The sequence below is a fragment of the Acidovorax sp. T1 genome, assembly GCF_002176815.1.
In the GTDB taxonomy this organism is placed as follows: Bacteria; Pseudomonadota; Gammaproteobacteria; order Burkholderiales; family Burkholderiaceae_C; genus Acidovorax.
On record NZ_CP021648.1, the window covers coordinates 2,313,173 to 2,330,372 of the forward strand.

Consider the following 17,200-nt stretch of genomic DNA (forward strand, 5'->3'; position numbering starts at 1 on the left):
TGCGTGGGCGCGGCGGCGGGGTCTGTCGCCTGGGCGATTGGGAAACGCGGACGAGAACAGCCAACACACCTGTGCCACGCCCAGCACAGGGCATCCGCGCATTGCATGGTCGCAATGCCGCTGCCAAAGCGTCGCCGCCAGCCCTTCGTCCCGAAGCGGCTGGATCACCCTGTTGATCCGTCGAATTTATTTACACCTGAGACGTTACCGCAGCCAGAAAAATCAGCAAGTCATTGATTTATAACGATTTTCATTGATGGCACAAAGCGTGCTTTGTAACAGTGGATCCAAAACCCACCCCAGGAGAAACCGTTATGTCAATGACAAACAAACTCGCCATCGCAAGCATTCTGTCGGGTGCCTGCCTTGCTGTGCAGGCTGCGCCCGTGACTTATCTGGCCGCAGACAACAACGTGTCCACACTCGCGCAAATGGTGAACTCGACCGCAGCCGCGGCATCGTTCCTCTCGGTCGCAGGCAGCCTGAACACCGTGGATTTCGAATCGGCCCTGCCAGCCAACCTCACCATCACCGGCGGCACGACCAACACCGGAACCCCCGGATGTGGCGCCGTGTGCGGATTCAATACCACTGCGGGTGGCGCACTCTTTCGGACCGTAAGTGGCGGCTCGGTCACTTTTTCTTTCGTCAACCCAGTGGATGCTTTCGGCTTTTTCGTGAATGGCCTGCAGACAGATCTCGTCCCACAGCAAACCATCAATTACGTGGATGGTTCCTCGGTTACCCAGACCATCAACATGCCCTCTGCGATCAACGGTGGCGGCGCATTCGTTGGCTTCATTGACTACGGTCAGCTGATCGCCAGCGTGACTTTCAATGCGACAAACGACATTCTTGGGTTTGACGACCTGCGCTTCGGCCGCTCGGCCAACAACCCTGAAGATCCCAACAATGTGCCCGAGCCCGGCTCGCTGGCCCTGCTCGGCGCTGCCCTCGCAGGGCTCGCCTCGATCCGCCGCCGCAACCAGCGTTGACCGGTTGCGTGACCGCCCGGCGTGCGAGACACTGCCGGGCGCATTCACCCATGGCACCCATGGCCGCCAGCTACATCGACTATTGGCCTTTCATCAAGGCAAAAACAGCGTGTAGCGCCCATCCATAAAGCGCTGACAGCTATCAATTTAAAAGCACCTGAGCTCAGGGCGACCAGCGCCAAGAGTCACCACACGGTGTTGTATGGTGTGATCCCGGATTCAGTGACCCGAGGCGCCCATGAAATCTGTCGATGACCGCTCGCGCACCCTCCCGGTCGCGCTGGCGCTGGTTTTGCTGCTCATTGTGTATGGCTCGCTGTTCCCCTTCCAGTGGAACTTCACTGCGCCGCAGGCTTTCATCTGGAGCGGCCGCATCGGTCTGGTGGACCTGGTGGAAAACATCGTTTTGTTTGTTCCCCTCGGTGGGCTGCTGGGCTGGGCTGGGCAGGGGCGGCCGCGCAAGTGGGCCTTTTTTGCCGGCTGGCTGGTGGCGGCCACGGTATTGGCCAGCGCGCTGCAATGGCTGCAAAAATTCCTGCCCCGCACCCCTGCCCTTTCAGACGTCATCTTCAACATGGCGGGGTATGCGCTGGGCTGGGGCGCCGGGTTTGTCGCGCGGTGGCGGGTGGGGCACCTGCTGAACCGGCACCAGGGTTGGGCCGGCGCAGACCGGTTCACGCTGGTGCTGATCGCCCTGTGGTGGGTGGCAGAGCTGTATCCACTGATCCCGACGCTGGACGTTTCCTCGGTGGCGCAAAACATCAAGTCGCTGTGGCAGCAAGACCTGTGGCAGCCGCGGCGCATGCTGCTGCATGCAGGCATGGCGGTGATCGGCTTGGCGGCCGTGGCGCACCTGGCCCGCACCGCCCATCTGGCGCACCGCGCGCGGGCGTTGGCACTGGTGGCCGCGTTGGCGGTACTGGTGGGCAAATTCGTGGTCGTGGGTCAGTCGCCAGGCATGGCGGTGGTGCTGGGCATGGCGGTCGGCTGGTTGCTGTGGCGCTGGCTGGATGCGTGGTCGCCAGGGGCGCGCTGGGCGGCCACGGCATGGGTGGCGCTGGCCACTTACCTGCTCGACGCGATCTGGCCCTGGGCGTGGCGCACGCCGCCGGCCGACATGGAATGGATGCCGTTTGCTTCCACGCTCTCGACCTGGGTGCAGTCTGCGATCACGCCGCGCGCATTTGAAAGCCTGTGCTTTGGCGCGATCGTGTGGAGCACGGTGCGCAACGGCGCCTTGCCGGGGGGCATGACCGTCTGCACGGCCATGCTGGCCTTGGCATGCGAATGGACGCAGCGCTATTTGCCCACCCGCACGGCCGAGATCACCTCGGTGCTGCTGGCCATCGGCATGGGCTGGCTGCTGTCGGCATGCACCGCAGCGCGCAGACCACGCCAAGTGGGTGCGTGGGTGGGTGCTCGCGCGGACTAAAACGCCTCTTCGCTGAGCGCGGCGCAGATCAAATCGCGGCGGTTCACCACGTTCAGCCAGGCCGTGATCTTGGGCAGCTCGTAATGGTAAAAATAGCGTGCAGCGCCCATCCTGCCTGCGCTAGCAGCTACTGAAAGCGTAGCATCCGCGCGCAGCGTGGCCAGCAATACATCCAGCCACACCCAGGCCAGCACCGTGTGGCCGAAGGCCTGCATGTAGGGCACGGCGTTGGCCAGCGCCTCGGCGGGGTTGCCTGTAGCCCAGGCGGCCTGCGTGGCGGCGGCCACCTGCTGCAAGGCATCGCCCAGCTGCGCTGCATACGGCGCCAGTTCGGACTCGGCGGCGGCCCGCGCCATGGTGGCCTGCATGCGCGCGGCCAGCAGTTGCATGCCCCGGCCGTTTTCCATCAGCACCTTGCGGCCCAGCAGGTCTGCGGCCTGGATGCCATGCGTGCCCTCGTGAATCATGTTCAGGCGGTTGTCGCGCCAATACTGCTCCACCGGAAAGTCGCGCGTGTAGCCATAGCCACCGTGGATCTGGATGGCCAGCGAGTTGGCCTCCAGGCAAAACTCGCTGGGCCAGCTCTTGGCGATGGGGGTAAGCACCTCCAGCAGCAGGCGCGCCTCGTCGGCAGCGTCGGGCTGGCCGGTGTGCTGCTCGTCCACCAGACGGGCGCAGAACAGGTTGAGCGCCAGCGCGCCCTCGCCGTAGCTCTTTTGCGCCAGCAGCATGCGGCGCACGTCGGCGTGCTCAATGATGCGCACCTGCGGCTGCGCGGCGTCCTTGCCACTTGCACCCATGGGGCGGCCCTGCGGGCGGTTCTTGGCGTAGTCGAGGCTGGCGTAATAGCCGGCCAGGCCCAGCATGGTGGCCGCCATGCCGATGCCGATGCGCGCCTCGTTCATCATGTGGAACATGCACGCCAGGCCACGGCCGGCCTCGCCCACAAGGTAGCCCACGGCGCCCGCCCTGCCCTGCACCGGGTATTTGCCTTCGCCAAAGTTGAGCAGCGTGTTGGTGGTGCCGCGCCAGCCCAGCTTGTGGTTGAGGCCGGCCAGCGCCACGTCGTTGCGCACGCCGGTCAGCTTGCCTTCGGTATCCACCAGCTTCTTGGGCACGATGAACAGCGAAATTCCGCGCGTGCCGGGCACCAGCTTGCCGTCCGGCCCCGGAATCTTGGCCAGCACCAGGTGGACGATGTTCTCAGACAGCTCATGCTCGCCCGACGAGATCCACATCTTGTTGCCCGTCAGGCGGTAGCGCGGGCCGAGCGGATCGCTTTCGAACGCGTCACCATCCGGCACAGCCCGCGTGGCCACATCGCTCAAGCTGGAGCCGGCCTGCGGCTCTGACAGGCACATGGTGCCCGAGAAGCGCCCCGAAAACTCGTTGAGTGCGAACACCTTCTTTTGCAGCGGCGTGCCATGCACCATCAGCAAGTTCGCATTGCCCACGCTCAGCAGGCTGGAGCTGATGCTGATCGAGGCCACGGCAAAAAAGGCATTGGCCGCCGCGTCTACCGTATAGGGCAGCTGCATGCCGCCAATGGCGTAGTCCTGCGCGGCACTGAGCATGCCCGAGGCAGCATAAGCGTCGTAGGCGTCCTTGGTGGCCTGGGGCAGCGTGACGCGCTCGCCGTCGAAATGCGGCTCTTGCGTGTCCACCGTGCGGTTGAACGGCGCGTATTTCTCGCGCGCAATGCGCTCGCAGGTGTCAAGCACCGCATCAAAGGTCTCGCGCGAATGGTCGGCAAAGCGCTCGCGCGTATTCAGCGTTTCGGCTTGCAGCCAGTTGTAGAGCAGGAAATCGAGGGTGGAGCGCAGAGAGGTCGTCATGCGGCAAATTATGGGTGGCTGCACCTGGCAAGGCATGTCCACTGCGCGACGCGATGAGACGGTTGGTCAGACACTTGTGAAGCGGTCAGCCACGAGATTCGGCAGCCAGCCCATAGCAGACATCTGCCCATGTCAAGGTTTCTGCTCGAAATCCCTGGCTTCAACTTCGTCATCTGAAGCAAGTGGATTCCCACATGCCTGGAATCGGCCGCCCAGCCTTTGCCATCATGGGAGGCTCAAGTCCATTCCGAGCATCCTGGCAAGGCCGAAGGTGAAGAACAGCACGCCCAGGAGTGCCAGCATGAAGACGGCAGCCACCTTGCAGCCCGTGCGCAGTAGCGCGCGCTTGTTCATCCCCTTCTTCCCTTGGTCGTAATGCCACTTGATGGCGAAGAACATGCCCGCGCCGAAGATGAGAACCTTGAACGTAACGAAGACTACAGGGACCCAATCGATCATTTTGAGAATTTCCAGCCTATGACTTGACACCGTCTATCGTGAGGAGCGCTGCCTCTTGGATGAGAGAGGCAAAAACGTGCAGCGACGGCCATACAAGAATGGTGTTGCTGTAGGTTCAGGGACATACTACTTAAAAGCAATTTCCATACATTGAGACAAGCTGTCCCCGTTGAAAACCATGCAAGATGACAATTTGCCCATCTGGTTGCCGCGATTGGCCGCGCAGGGCGGACCACGTTTTTTGCAGATCGCGGATGCGTTGCAGGCGGCGGTGGCAGACGGATCTTTGACCCCGGGCGACCGTCTACCTCCGCAGCGCCAGTTGGCAGCACGGCTGGAGGTCGACCTGACGACGGTCACGCGCGCATACGACGAAGCCAGACGCCGCCACTTGCTGGAAGGACGCGGCGCCCGAGGCACTTATGTCGCGGCGCCGAAAGTCGAACTGACCGCCATCCTCGATCTGAGCATGAATACCCCACCGCCGCCGGATGGCGTGGACTTCGACGACATGCTGAAACAAGGTTTGTCTCAAGTGTTGATGCGGGCAAATACTGAATTGCTGATGACTTACCACCTGGGCGGGGGAAGCGACTCTGACCGCAAGGCGGGAGCCCAATGGCTCGCACCGATGTTTGGCTATCTGGATTCAGGGCAGGTGCTTGTCTGTCCGGGCGCGCAAGCGGCGATCGCCGCATTGATCCTTGCGCTGACGGAGCCTGGCGATGTGATATTGACAGAACCAACGAGCTATCCCGGCTTGCGTGCCGCAGCAACCCAGCTCGGCCGTCGCATCGTTGCGGTGGAAGCGGACCAGCACGGGATGGTGCCTGACATGCTCAGCCAAGCGTGCCGCCAGCACCAGCCTGCGCTGGTCTACCTCAACCCGACATTGCAGAACCCGACCACCATCACCATGCCGGAACACCGGCGCCAGGAACTCGCCAGCATCGCCATGCGCTGCCATGTGCGCATCGTCGAGGACGATCCCTACTGGCTGCTTGCCGATGCCCCGCCACCACCGATTGCCACGTTGGCCCCGGAGCAGGTGTACTACATCTCCACCTTGTCAAAATGCCTGACGCCCGGCTTGCGTGTCGCCTTCGTGCTCATACGGGACCCGATTGAGCGCGAACGTTTCCTGGTCGCGCTCAGATCCTTTGCGCTGATGGTCGCGCCTGTGACGGCCGCACTGGCCACGCAGTGGATCCTTGATGGTTCGGCTGCCGGATTGATGGAAGGCGTACGCAAGGAGGCGCGTCTGCGCCACCGGATGGCCAGGGATATTCTGGCGGGGCGGTACAGCGGCGCTGGAGACGGCCTGCATGTATGGCTCGAGTTGCCGGGGTATTGGAACCCCTCGCAGCTTGCGCATGCAGCCGCTAGCTCCGGCATCGCCGTCACACCGGCGGAGGCATTCGCCACGGGCGCAACGAGCAGCAAATCGGTGAACGCCATTCGCATCTCTTTGGGCAGCATCAAGGACCGTGGCCGCTTGCAGGCGGGTCTTCAACGGCTGTCCCATCTGCTTGCGCAGCGGCCCGAGTCGTTCAGCGCTGCTGTGGTTTAGCGGTCCTGGAGATCAGCTGTTTTGATTGCCCGACGAACTAAAAAGCAGCGTTTTTGACCTCTAGCGAGCACCCACAAAGCGTCTACAGCTATCAACAAGATAGCAAACGCCCCGCACAAACCTTTCGACCTGTGCGGGGCGTTGATCTTCAGCGCGTCGCCAGCGCTTACAGCACTTCAAACACGCCGGCCGCGCCCATGCCACCACCGATGCACATGGTCACGCACACGCGCTTGGCACCGCGGCGCTTGCCTTCGATGAGGGCGTGGCCCGTAAGGCGCTGGCCCGACACACCGTAGGGGTGGCCCAGCGCAATGGCGCCGCCGTTGACGTTCAGGCGGTCTGCGGGGATGCCCAGCTTGTCGCGGCAGTACAGCACCTGCACGGCAAAGGCTTCGTTCAGCTCCCACAGATCGATGTCCTGCACCGTGAGGCCCAGCTTTTTGAGCACCTTGGGCACGGCGAACACGGGGCCGATACCCATCTCGTCGGGCTCGCAACCGGCCACGGCGAAGCCAAGGAAGCGGCCCAGGGGCTTGAGGCCCTTTTTGCTGGCGTAGTCTTCGCTGGTCAGCACGCAGGCGCCGGCACCGTCGCTGAACTGGCTGGCGTTGCCGGCCGAGATCAGGCCGCCCGGCAGGGCCGGGCGCAGGCCGCTGATGGCCTCTACGGTGGTGCCTTCGCGCGTGCCTTCGTCGCGGCTCACGGTGACTTGCCTGGTGGTGAGGCCCATGACCTTGTCAACCACGCCAGCCGTCACGGTGATGGCGGCGATTTCGGCGTCAAACAGGCCAGCAGCCTGGGCGGCGCAGGCCTTTTGCTGGCTGGCGGCGCCGTATTCATCCATGGCTTCACGGCCGATGTGATAGCGCTTGGCCACCTGCTCGGCGGTCTGCAGCATGCTCCAGTAGATCTCGGGCTTGGCCTTGGCCAGCGCCAGGTCTTGCAGCATGCGGGTGTTCATTTCCTGCTGCACGCAGGAGATGCTTTCCACGCCGCCCGCCACGAACACATCGGCCTCGCCGGCAATGATGCGCTGCGCGGCCATGGCGATGGTCTGCAGGCCGGACGAACAGAAACGGTTGACGGTGACGCCCGACACGGTGATGGGCAGGCCGGCACGCAAGGCGATCTGGCGCGCGATGTTGGCGCCGGTGGCGCCTTCGGGCGTGGCACAGCCCATCAGCACGTCGTCGATGTCGGCCGGGTCAACTCCGGCGCGCTGCACGGCATGCTGCACGGCGTGGCCGCCCAGCGTGGCGCCGTGGGTCATGTTGAAGGAACCCTTCCAACTCTTGGCAAGCGGGGTGCGGGCGGTGGAAACAATCACTGCGGAAGTCATGGAAAATCCTTTCAGGGGTGGAACGCACCGTGGGCGGCCTGCTCAGGCAGGCTTCGCGCGCATGCGGTGCGGCTTCGCATCAATCAGTTGAACGCCTTGCCTTCGGCAGCCAGCCTGGCCAGCAGCGGCGCGGGCTTCCAGAACGCGGCATCGTCCAGCGGGTTCTTGGCAAAGCGGTTCATGGCCTGCACCACGTTGAACAGGCCGACCTCGTTGGCGTAGTTCAGCGGGCCGCCACGGTGCACCGGGAAGCCATAGCCAAAGATATAGACCACGTCGATATCGCTGGCCTTGTTGGCAATGCCCTCTTCGAGGATGTGGGCGGCTTCGTTGACCAGGCTGAACACCAGCCGCTGGACGATTTCTTCATCGGAAATCTTGCGCGGGATGATGCCGAGCGAGGCGCGGTGGTCTTCGATCATCTTCACCACCTCGGCGTTCGGGATCGCATCGCGCTTGCCGGGCACGTAGTCGTACCAGCCCGCGCCGGTCTTCTGGCCGAAGCGGCCTTTTTCGCACAGCAGGTCGGCGGTCTTGCTGTACTTCATGCCGGGTTTTTCGGTGTAGCGGCGCTTGCGGATGGCCCAGCCGATGTCGTTGCCGGCCAGGTCGCCCATGCGGAACGGGCCCATGGCCATGCCGAATTTTTCCATCGCCTTGTCCACCTGCTCGGGCGTGCAGCCTTCGTCGAGCAAGAAGCCGCCCTGGCGGCCGTATTGCTCGATCATGCGGTTGCCGATGAAGCCGTCGCACACGCCCGAGACCACGGCGGTTTTCTTGATCTTCTTGGCGGTGGCCATCACGGTGGCGAGCACGTCCTTGGCGGTGGCATCGCCGCGCACCACTTCGAGCAGCTTCATCACGTTGGCGGGGCTGAAGAAGTGCAGGCCCACCACGTCCTGCGGACGCTGGGTGAAGTGGGCGATCTTGTTCACGTCGAGCGTGGAGGTGTTGGAGGCCAGGATGGCGCCAGGCTTCATCACGGCATCAAGCTGCTTGAACACGGCTTCCTTCACGCCCAGTTCTTCGAACACGGCTTCGATCACGAGGTCGGCGTCCTTGAGGTCGGCGTAATTGAGCGTGGTGGTCAGCAGGGCCATGCGCTGCTCGTATTTGTCTGCCTTCAGCTTGCCCTTCTTGACCTGGGCTTCGTAGTTCTTCTTGATGGTGGCGATGCCACGGTCCAGCGCCTCCTGCTTCATCTCCAGCATCTTCACGGGGATGCCCGCGTTCAGGAAGTTCATGGCGATGCCGCCGCCCATGGTGCCGGCGCCGATCACGGCCACGGCCTGGATATCGCGCTTGGGCGTGTCGGACGGTACGTCGGGAATCTTGCTCGCCGCGCGCTCGGCCAGGAACAGGTGGCGCAGCGAACGCGACTCGGGCGTCCACATCAGGTTGATGAACAGCTCGCGCTCGAAGAGCAGGCCGTCGGCAAACTTGCGCCTGGTGGCAGCCTCGACGGCGTCCACACACTTGGCGGGCGCCGGGAAGTTCTTGCTCATGCCCTTGACCATGTTGCGCGCGAACTGGAAGTACGCATCGCCCTGGGGGTGCTTGCAAGGCAGGTTGCGCACCAGCGGCAGCGGACGCACGTCAGCCACGCTCTGCGCGAAAGCCAGGGCCTCGGCAGCCAGCGCCTCGGGCGATGCAGCCATTTTGTCGAACAGCTTCTGGCCCGGCATGGAACCAATCAGTTCGCTCTTGACCGGCTCGCCACTCACGATCATGTTCAGGGCCGCTTCCACGCCCACCACGCGCGGCAGGCGCTGCGTGCCGCCTGCGCCGGGCAGGATGCCCAGCTTGACCTCGGGCAAGGCCACGCTGCAGCCAGGGGCAGCAATGCGGTAGTGGCAACCCAAGGCCAGCTCCAGCCCGCCGCCCATGCAGACCGAGTGGATCGCAGCCACCACGGGCTTGGGCGAATTCTCGACGGCGGAAATCACGGAGTGCAGGTTGGGCTCTTGCAGGGATTTGTCGGTGCCAAACTCCTTGATGTCGGCACCGCCAGAAAACGCACCGCCCGCGCCGGTGATGACGATGGACGTCACTGCGGCATCGTCATTGGCACGGGTCAAACCGTCCACAACGCCCTGACGGGTGGACAGGCCGAGCCCGTTGACGGGAGGATTGGCCAGCGTGATCACGGCAACGGAGCCGTGGACTTTGTATTCAGCGGTCATGCTGTTGTTCCTTGGAAATTAGAAAAAGAACGGTCGTGCCATTTTGATTGTAGAGAGTTCTGGCCGCCTAGCCTGCACTGATTTGTCCCGCCCGGGACATCAGCGTGCGGGCCATGCAAACCTGGACAAAACCACCCGTTGGCACAGGTCTGCGAATTCTTTGCAGGCAATCCCTTGCCTGCCACACTGCGGGCACTGCGGCGCGCCCCATCAGACTTCCAGCCATTCCTTGCGCACATGGTTGTCGGCCCGCAAGGTGTCCGGCGTGCCCTGGAAAACAATGCTCCCATGCCCCATGACGAGCGTGCGGTCGGAAATGGTCATGGCGATAGTGAGCTTCTGCTCGATCAGCAGCACCGAAATGCCACGCGACTTGATGGTCTGCAGGTATTGCCCAACCAACTCGACGATCTTGGGGGCCAGGCCCTCGGTAGGTTCGTCAATGATGATGAGGTCGGGGTCGCCCATCAGGGTGCGGCACAGCGTGAGCATCTGCTGCTCGCCGCCCGACATCACACCGGCTTCGATGTGCTGGCGCTCCTTGAGGCGGGGAAACATGTTGTACATGTCGTCAAACGACCAGCGGCTGCTCTTGCCCTTGCCTTTTTGCCCGAGTATGAGGTTCTGGTGCACCGTGAGGTTGGGGAAGATGTCGCGACTTTCGGGCACATAGCCCAACCCCAGGTGCGCAATCTCGTAGGCCTTCTTGCCCTTGAGTGCCTGCCCCTTCCATTGCAGGCTTCCCTCCCACTCCACCAGGCCCATGATGGCCTTGGCGGTGGTGGAGCGGCCCGAACCATTGCGCCCCAGCAGGGCCACGATTTCACCAGGTTGGACATCGAAAGAGACGCCATGCAGCACATGGCTTTTGCCGTAATAGGCGTGGAGATTGTCGATTTTCAGCATGTCAGTGTCCCCCCGCCTGGGCATCGGCAACGGCGGATCCCAGATAGGCCTCCTGCACGCGCGCATTGGCGCGCACTTTGTCGGGGGTGTCAAAGGCGATGACCTCGCCATACACCACCACGGCAATCTTGTCGGCCAGGCCGAACACCACGCCCATGTCGTGCTCCACCGTGAGCAAGGTGCGCCCTTCGGTCACTTCCTTGATGAGATGGATGAAGCGCGTGGTTTCGCTGCGGCTCATGCCGGCCGTGGGTTCGTCCAGCAGAACCACATTGGCCCCGCCGGCAATGGTGACGCCGATCTCCAGCGCACGCTGCTCGGCATAGGTCAGGTTCACGGCCAGCGTGTCGCGTTTCTTGTCGAGCTGGATCATTTCCATGAGCTGCTTGGCGCGCTCGTTAGCGTCGTCCAGGCTCGAAAGAAAACGCAGGAAAGTGTACTTGTAGCCCATGCTCCAGAGCACGCCGCAGCGCAGGTTTTCGAACACGCTCAGCTTGGGAAAGATGTTGGTGATCTGAAAGCTGCGTGACAACCCCATGCGATTGATCTCGTAGGGCGCCTTGCCATCGATGCGCTGGCCATTGAGCAGCACTTCGCCGCTGGTGGGACCAAAGCGCCCGCTGATCAGGTTGAACAGCGTGGACTTGCCCGCGCCATTGGGGCCGATGATGGCCACCCGTTCGCCGGGCTGCACGGCCAGGTTCACTCCACGGATGATTTCCGTCTTGCCAAAACTCTTGCGCAGATCACGCAGTTCGAGCGCACAAAGTGCGTTTGTCGCCATGGTCACAGCGCTTCCCCCCGCTTGATTTCGTGTTCGATCTCTTCCTGAATCAATCCCCACTGGCGCACAAACTGGCGCCGGCACAACTCGAACAGCCCCAGCCCTGTGACCAGCACGAACCCCGCGCCAAACCAGCTGCCCACCGAGTTGGCCTGCAAAGTGGCCCCCAGAAAACTCAGTTGTGGCCCCAGGGCCGCATTGAGCTGGAGGTGGTAGGTCATCTCCACCATGGCGGCCGCCCCCAGCACGGCCACCAGCGCCGTGCCGCCCAGCGCCATGTAGGAAGGCAACAGGGTGCGCAGCTTGCCAAACTTCGCCAGGCGCAGATTCATCATGATCAGGCTGGCAATGCCGCCGGGCGCATACATCACCATGAACAGGAAGACGAGCCCCAGATACAGCAGCCAGGCCTTGGACAGCTCGGACAGCAGCACCGACGCCAGTACCAGCAAGACCGCGCCGATGATGGGCCCGAAAAAGAAGGTGGCGCCGCCCAGAAAGGTGAACAGCAGATAGCTCCCCGAGCGCAGCACGTTCACGCTGTCAGCGCCCGTGACGATTTCGAAATTGATCGCCGCCAGCCCGCCCCCGATGCCGGCAAAGAAGCCGGCAATGATGAAGGCGAAATAGCGCACGCGCTGGGTGTTGTAGCCGATGAATTCGACGCGTTCAGGGTTATCGCGCACGGCATTGAGAATACGGCCGAGCGGCGTGCCCGTGAAGGCGAACATGGCCGCGGTGCAGATGAAACAGTACACCGCGATCAGGTAATACACCTGAATAGCCGGGCCGAACGTGATGCCCAAGAACGACTGGCCATACACACGGTCGGTGGTGATGCCGCCCTCCCCGCCAAAAAACTCGGGAAACATCAGCGCCATCGAGGCGACCAGCTCGCCAATACCCAGCGTGATCATGGCAAACGTCGTGCCCGATTTCTTGGTCGTCACGAACCCCAGAAGGATGGCGAAGAACATGCCGGCCAGGCCGCCCACCAGGGGAATCAGCACCAGCGGCACAGACAGCGCGCCTTTGCCAGCCAGATTCATCGCATGGATGGCGATGAACGAGCCCAGGCCCGTGTACACCGCATGTCCAAAGCTCAGCATACCGCCCTGCCCCAGCAGCATGTTGTAGGACAGGCAGATGATGATGAGATAGCCGATCTGCGAAAGCATGGTCAGCGCCAGGCTGCTGCGAAACAGCATGGGCGCCACGATGAGCATGACCGCAAACAGGCTCCAGACGACCAGACGGCCCACGTTCCAGGGCTTGAACCGGTAGTACTGCGTGGCCGGAGAAACAGATGATGTGGTGGACTTCATGGCGTCAGTCTTCCCGTGTACCCAGCAGGCCCTTGGGACGGAAAATCAAAATCAGAACCAAAAAAAGATACGGCAGGATGGGCGCCACCTGCGAGACCGTGAGCTTGAGCAAAGGCCAGCCGAAGGTGGCCTCTGACACTGCCACGCCCATGCCTTGCAGCGCTGACGCCAGCGAGTAATCGATGGCCACGGCAAAGGTCTGCACCAGGCCGATCAGCAGCGACGCCAGAAAAGCCCCGGCCAGCGAACCCATGCCGCCGACCACCACCACCACGAAGATGATGGAGCCCACCGAGCCGGCCATGGCAGGCTCGGTGACATAGGTATTGCCGCCAATCACCCCGGCCAGGCCCGCCAGTGCGCATCCCCCCCCAAACACCAGCATGAAAACGCGAGGCACGTTATGGCCCAGGGCTTCCACCATCTCAGGGTGCTTGAGGGCCGCCTGAATGACCAGCCCAATGCGGGTGCGCGTGAGCAGCAGCCACACCGACACCAGCATCAGCAACGCCACCAGCATCACAAACGAGCGCGACTTGGGAAACTGCGTGCCATACAGCGTGAACAGCGGCCCCTGCAGCTGCGCAGGCAGGCCATAGGGAACGGTGGAGCGCCCCCACACCAGTTGCACCAGCTCCAGGATCAGATAGGACAGCCCGAAGGTCACCAGCAACTCTGGCACATGGCCGAACTTGTGCACACGACGCAGGCTGTAGCGTTCAAAAACGGCCCCCAGTGCGCCAACCGCCAACGGAGCAAGCACCAGCGCGGGCCAGAACCCCACCACGTTGGAGATGGTGTAGGCAAAGTAGGCCCCCAGCATGTAAAAGCTGGTGTGCGCAAAGTTGAGCACACCCATCATGCTGAAGATGAGCGTGAGGCCTGAACTCAGCATGAACAGCAGCAGCCCGTAGCTGACGCCGTTGAGCAAAGAGATCACGAAAAACTCAGGATTCATGGGAATTTTTCATTGCTGGGTAAAAAAAGGCCCGAGTGGGTCGGGCCTCAAAGCGATGGAGGCGAGGTTACGGACGCTTCATCTGGCACGAGGTGGGCGTGCTGGCCACATAGGGCTCGTAGTACTTCACCGGAACGAATGTGTAGCCAGTGCTCTCGGAATCGATCGGATATTTGCCGCCGGCCTTTTCCCACTTCGAGATGAACAGGCCTTGCTGCAGCTGGTGATCGGTCTTGCGCATCTCGACCTCGCCGTTGAAGCTCTTGAACTTCATGCCTTCGAGCACGGTAGCCACCTTGACGGGGTCAGTTGACTTGGCCTTGACAAAGCCTTCGGACAACATCGAGAAGGCGTGGTACACGGCGCCGGTGTACATGTCGTCGTTGAACTTCTTCTTGTAGTCCACAACGATCTGGTTCAGCGGGCCCGGCAGGTTCATGTGAGCGTATGCCGCCATGTACACACGACCCGCTGCGGCGGCGCCCATGGCAGTGGGGCTGCCGGTGACGGAGCCGTAGTAGGTGTAGAAGTTGACGTTGTTCAGGCCCGAATCGTTGGCTGCCTTGATGAGCAGCGCCAGGTCGGAGCCCCAGTTGCCGGTGATCACGCTGTCGGCGCCCGAGGCCTTGATTTTGGCGATGTAGGGCGAGAAGTCACGCACCTGGGCCAGCGGGTGCAGGTCGTCGCCGACAAACTGCACATCGGGGCGCTTGCGCTTCATCATTTCCTTGGCGAACTTGGAAACCTGGTGGCCGTGCGAATAGTTCTGGTTGATCAGATAGACCTTCTTGACCTCAGGAAGATCCTTCATGTAGGTGGTCAGCGCTTCCATCTTCATGGAGGTATCGGCATCCAGACGGAAATGCCAGTAGCTGCACTTGCTGTTGGTGAGGTCGGGGTCCACCGCGGCGTAGTTGAGGAACAGCACTTCCTTGCCGGGGTTGCGGGCGTTGTGCTTTTCCAGCGCATCGATGATGGCCAGCGCGGGGCCTGAGCCGTTGCCCTGCACCACATAGCGGGCCCCCTGGTCCATCGCCGAGCGCAGTGCACTGGTGGTTTCCTGCGGGCTGAGCTTGTTGTCGATGCCGATGATTTCAAATTTGACACCGGCGGCATTCTTCTTGCTGAACTCCTCGGCCAGAAACTGAAAGCTCTTGAGCTGGTTCGTTCCGACTGCGGCCATGAGACCCGAGAGCGGATCCAGCCAGGCGATCTTGACGATCTCGCCATTTTGGGCAAATACGCCGCCAGCGCTTACCAGAAGGGCGGATGCAGCTACTGCTTTGATAGCAAATTTCATAATCTCTTGTCTCCTGTTGTATCAACCGGATGCAGCGTACCGCGTTGCAACAAGCCATCGCTCAGGGATTGCCCCTAGCAGCTATCGCGCAGGCGACTGGTGCGCGACTGGCATGGCATGGATGCGGCGCGCCCCCGCGCCGCATCCGCCCCGGATCAGAGGCCGGGAAGCCGGTAGTCCTTGAGCTGCTCGCGCAGCTTGGCTTTGAGCATCTTGCCCGTGGCACCGATGGGAATGGCATCAACAAACACCACATCATCGGGAATCTGCCACTTGGCAGTCTTGCCTTCGTAGAAAGACAGCAACTCTTCGCGGCTCACTTGGGCGCCGGGTTTGAGCGCCACCGCAACGATCGGTCGCTCGTCCCATTTGGGGTGCGGCATGCCGATGCAGGCCGCCATGGCAACGGCTGGATGCGCCATGGCGATGTTCTCGATGTCGATCGAGCTGATCCACTCGCCGCCGGACTTGATGACGTCCTTGCTGCGGTCGGTGATCTGCATGTAGCCATCGGTGTCGATCGTTGCCACATCCCCCGTGGGAAACCAGCCGCGTCCCTGTGCGTCCGCAACCAGGGGGCTGCCGCCTTCGCTCTTGTAGTAATCGGCCACGATCCATGGCCCTTTCACCAGCAGGTCGCCGTAGGTCTTGCCATCCCAGGGCAGCTCGGCACCGGCGCTGTCCACGATCTTCATGTCCACCCCGCAGATGGCGCGCCCCTGCTTTTGCAGAATCTTCATCTGCTCGTCGCGCGGCAAGGCCAGGTGCTTGTTCTTGAGTGTGCACAGCGTGCCCAGCGGGCTCATTTCGGTCATGCCCCAGGCGTGCAGGACCGACACGCCAAACTCATCCTGAAAGGCATGGATCATGGCGGGCGGGCATGCCGAGCCGCCAATCACCGTGCGATTGAGGGTGCTGAATTTCAGGCCGCCAGCCTTGGCGTGGTTCAGCAGCATCTGCCAGACCGTGGGCACACCGGCGGCAAAAGTCACCCCTTCCGATTCGATCAGCTCATACACCGACTTGCCATCGAGCGCCGGCCCCGGAAACACCAGCTTGCAACCGGTGAGCGGCGCCGAATAAGGAATGCCCCAGGCATTGACGTGGAACATTGGCACCACGGGCAGCACCGCGTCGCGCGCCGAGAGGTTCATCACATCGGGCAATGCGGCCGCATAAGCATGCAAGGTGGTCGAGCGATGGCTGTAGAGCGCCGCCTTGGGGTTGCCGGTGGTGCCGCTCGTGTAGCACATGCTCGATGCCGAGTTTTCGTCAAACACGGGCCAGGCGTAGTCGCTGGAGGCGCCGCCAATCCACGCCTCGTAGCTCACCAGCCCCGGAATGCCCGTGTCCTCCGGCAGCTTGTCGGCATCGCACAGGGCCACCCACTTCTGGACCGTGGGGCAGCGCGCATGCACCGCCTGCACCAGCGGCAGGAAGGTGATGTCAAAGCACATCACCTGGTCCTCTGCATGGTTGACGATCCAGGCAATCTGATCGGGGTGCAGGCGCGGGTTGACGGTGTGCAGCACGCGGCCCGATCCGCTTACGCCAAAGTACATCTCCATGTGGCGGTAGCCGTTCCAGGCCAGCGTGGCCACGCGGTCGCTGAACTGCAGCTTCATGCCGTCCAGCACATTGGCCAGCTGCCTGGCACGCCGGGCAAGGTCGCGGTAGGTGTAGCGATGGATGTCTCCCTCCACCCTGCGGGAAACGATTTCTGCATCGCCGTGGTGCCGCTCGGCAAACTCGATCAGCGTAGAAATCAGCAGTGGTTGACTTTGCATCAGACCCAGCATGTGCGCTCCTTGAATATTGTGTTGGTTGGAGTTCTTATCCTACCGTGGCAGGGGCCAGGCAACCGGTCTTGCGGCCCGGCCCGGCGACCGATCCCCTGCCACCACCGCACATAGGGCCAACCCGCCGGGATGCGAGCCTGCGTGCGCCCCGCGCCCCGCGCGGCGTGCCACGGCGCCCACCAACGTGCCCACCCCGTGTCGCGCGCCTGACAGGGGCAGAGGGTTTCATCACCCTCTGGCGGCCGTCCACAGGGGTCAAACAATGCTGCCGGCAATGCCGCGCCAGATACCGGCTGACCCCAACGGCCGATG

Annotated in this window: 13 protein-coding genes; 3 read left to right on the plus strand and 10 right to left on the minus strand. The window is 62.5% G+C overall.

All coding sequences use genetic code 11. The annotated features are described in order from the left end of the window. The first annotated feature begins 314 nt into the window (after positions 1–314). Positions 315–995 carry a PEP-CTERM sorting domain-containing protein gene (locus CCX87_RS10740; RefSeq protein ID WP_232476383.1) on the plus strand — a complete coding sequence of 227 codons (681 nt, stop codon included), beginning with the start codon at positions 315–317 and terminating at the stop codon, positions 993–995. 238 nt (positions 996–1,233) lie between these two features. Beyond that, entirely contained in the window at positions 1,234–2,427 is a 1,194-nt protein-coding gene (locus CCX87_RS10745; protein WP_087746189.1) for a VanZ family protein, read from the plus strand. Here CCX87_RS10745 and CCX87_RS10750 read toward each other — a convergent pair. After that, positions 2,424–4,262 (minus strand): acyl-CoA dehydrogenase, encoded by a 1,839-nt coding sequence (locus tag CCX87_RS10750; protein WP_087746191.1) that lies wholly within the window; start codon positions 4,260–4,262, stop codon positions 2,424–2,426. The two genes, CCX87_RS10745 and CCX87_RS10750, sit on opposite strands and share 4 nt — an antisense overlap. Positions 4,263–4,487: 225 nt before the next feature. Next, positions 4,488–4,721 carry a hypothetical protein gene (locus CCX87_RS10755; RefSeq protein ID WP_087746193.1) on the minus strand — a complete coding sequence of 78 codons (234 nt, stop codon included), beginning with the start codon at positions 4,719–4,721 and terminating at the stop codon, positions 4,488–4,490. A 178-nt stretch (positions 4,722–4,899) separates the two neighbouring features. Here CCX87_RS10755 and CCX87_RS10760 point away from each other — a divergent pair, with 178 nt between their 5' ends. Next, the gene (locus tag CCX87_RS10760; protein ID WP_087746195.1) at positions 4,900–6,291 is read left to right on the plus strand and encodes an aminotransferase-like domain-containing protein; all 1,392 of its coding nucleotides are present in this window, start codon (positions 4,900–4,902) and stop codon (positions 6,289–6,291) included. Positions 6,292–6,457: 166 nt separating this feature from the next. Here the strand turns inward: CCX87_RS10760 and CCX87_RS10765 are convergent, their stop codons facing one another. The 8 genes from CCX87_RS10765 to CCX87_RS10800 all read right to left on the minus strand — a co-directional run bounded on the left by CCX87_RS10765 (position 6,458) and on the right by CCX87_RS10800 (position 16,888). Beyond that, a complete protein-coding gene (locus CCX87_RS10765; protein ID WP_087746197.1) occupies positions 6,458–7,633 on the minus strand; it encodes an acetyl-CoA C-acyltransferase in 1,176 nt (391 codons plus the stop codon). An 83-nt stretch (positions 7,634–7,716) separates the two neighbouring features. Further along, complete coding sequence (locus CCX87_RS10770) at positions 7,717–9,816, minus strand: 3-hydroxyacyl-CoA dehydrogenase NAD-binding domain-containing protein (protein WP_087746199.1); 2,100 nt, start codon at positions 9,814–9,816, stop codon at positions 7,717–7,719. 210 nt (positions 9,817–10,026) lie between these two features. Continuing rightward, entirely contained in the window at positions 10,027–10,722 is a 696-nt protein-coding gene (locus CCX87_RS10775) for an ABC transporter ATP-binding protein (RefSeq protein WP_087746201.1), read from the minus strand. A gap of 1 nt (position 10,723) precedes the next feature. After that, a complete protein-coding gene (locus tag CCX87_RS10780) occupies positions 10,724–11,506 on the minus strand; it encodes an ABC transporter ATP-binding protein (RefSeq protein ID WP_087746204.1) in 783 nt (260 codons plus the stop codon). A 2-nt stretch (positions 11,507–11,508) separates the two neighbouring features. Then, complete coding sequence (locus tag CCX87_RS10785; RefSeq protein ID WP_087746205.1) at positions 11,509–12,831, minus strand: branched-chain amino acid ABC transporter permease; 1,323 nt, start codon at positions 12,829–12,831, stop codon at positions 11,509–11,511. Between the two features lie 4 nt (positions 12,832–12,835). Next, positions 12,836–13,789, minus strand: a complete 954-nt coding sequence (locus CCX87_RS10790; RefSeq protein WP_087746208.1) for a branched-chain amino acid ABC transporter permease — start codon at positions 13,787–13,789, stop codon at positions 12,836–12,838. A 67-nt stretch (positions 13,790–13,856) separates the two neighbouring features. Beyond that, complete coding sequence (locus tag CCX87_RS10795) at positions 13,857–15,089, minus strand: branched-chain amino acid ABC transporter substrate-binding protein (RefSeq protein ID WP_087746210.1); 1,233 nt, start codon at positions 15,087–15,089, stop codon at positions 13,857–13,859. Positions 15,090–15,244: 155 nt separating this feature from the next. Then, positions 15,245–16,888, minus strand: coding sequence for a 3-(methylthio)propionyl-CoA ligase (locus CCX87_RS10800; protein ID WP_087746212.1), 1,644 nt, complete (start codon positions 16,886–16,888; stop codon positions 15,245–15,247). Positions 16,889–17,200 lie beyond the last annotated feature (312 nt).

Coding starts and splice junctions, on each gene's coding strand:
- CCX87_RS10740 (WP_232476383.1), top strand. CDS start 315: ATGTCAATGACAAACAAACTCGCCATCGCAAGCATTCTGTCGGGTGCC.
- CCX87_RS10745 (WP_087746189.1), top strand. CDS start 1,234: ATGAAATCTGTCGATGACCGCTCGCGCACCCTCCCGGTCGCGCTGGCG.
- CCX87_RS10750 (WP_087746191.1), bottom strand. CDS start 4,262: ATGACGACCTCTCTGCGCTCCACCCTCGATTTCCTGCTCTACAACTGG.
- CCX87_RS10755 (WP_087746193.1), bottom strand. CDS start 4,721: ATGATCGATTGGGTCCCTGTAGTCTTCGTTACGTTCAAGGTTCTCATC.
- CCX87_RS10760 (WP_087746195.1), top strand. CDS start 4,900: ATGCAAGATGACAATTTGCCCATCTGGTTGCCGCGATTGGCCGCGCAG.
- CCX87_RS10765 (WP_087746197.1), bottom strand. CDS start 7,633: ATGACTTCCGCAGTGATTGTTTCCACCGCCCGCACCCCGCTTGCCAAG.
- CCX87_RS10770 (WP_087746199.1), bottom strand. CDS start 9,816: ATGACCGCTGAATACAAAGTCCACGGCTCCGTTGCCGTGATCACGCTG.
- CCX87_RS10775 (WP_087746201.1), bottom strand. CDS start 10,722: ATGCTGAAAATCGACAATCTCCACGCCTATTACGGCAAAAGCCATGTG.
- CCX87_RS10780 (WP_087746204.1), bottom strand. CDS start 11,506: ATGGCGACAAACGCACTTTGTGCGCTCGAACTGCGTGATCTGCGCAAG.
- CCX87_RS10785 (WP_087746205.1), bottom strand. CDS start 12,831: ATGAAGTCCACCACATCATCTGTTTCTCCGGCCACGCAGTACTACCGG.
- CCX87_RS10790 (WP_087746208.1), bottom strand. CDS start 13,789: ATGAATCCTGAGTTTTTCGTGATCTCTTTGCTCAACGGCGTCAGCTAC.
- CCX87_RS10795 (WP_087746210.1), bottom strand. CDS start 15,089: ATGAAATTTGCTATCAAAGCAGTAGCTGCATCCGCCCTTCTGGTAAGC.
- CCX87_RS10800 (WP_087746212.1), bottom strand. CDS start 16,888: ATGCTGGGTCTGATGCAAAGTCAACCACTGCTGATTTCTACGCTGATC.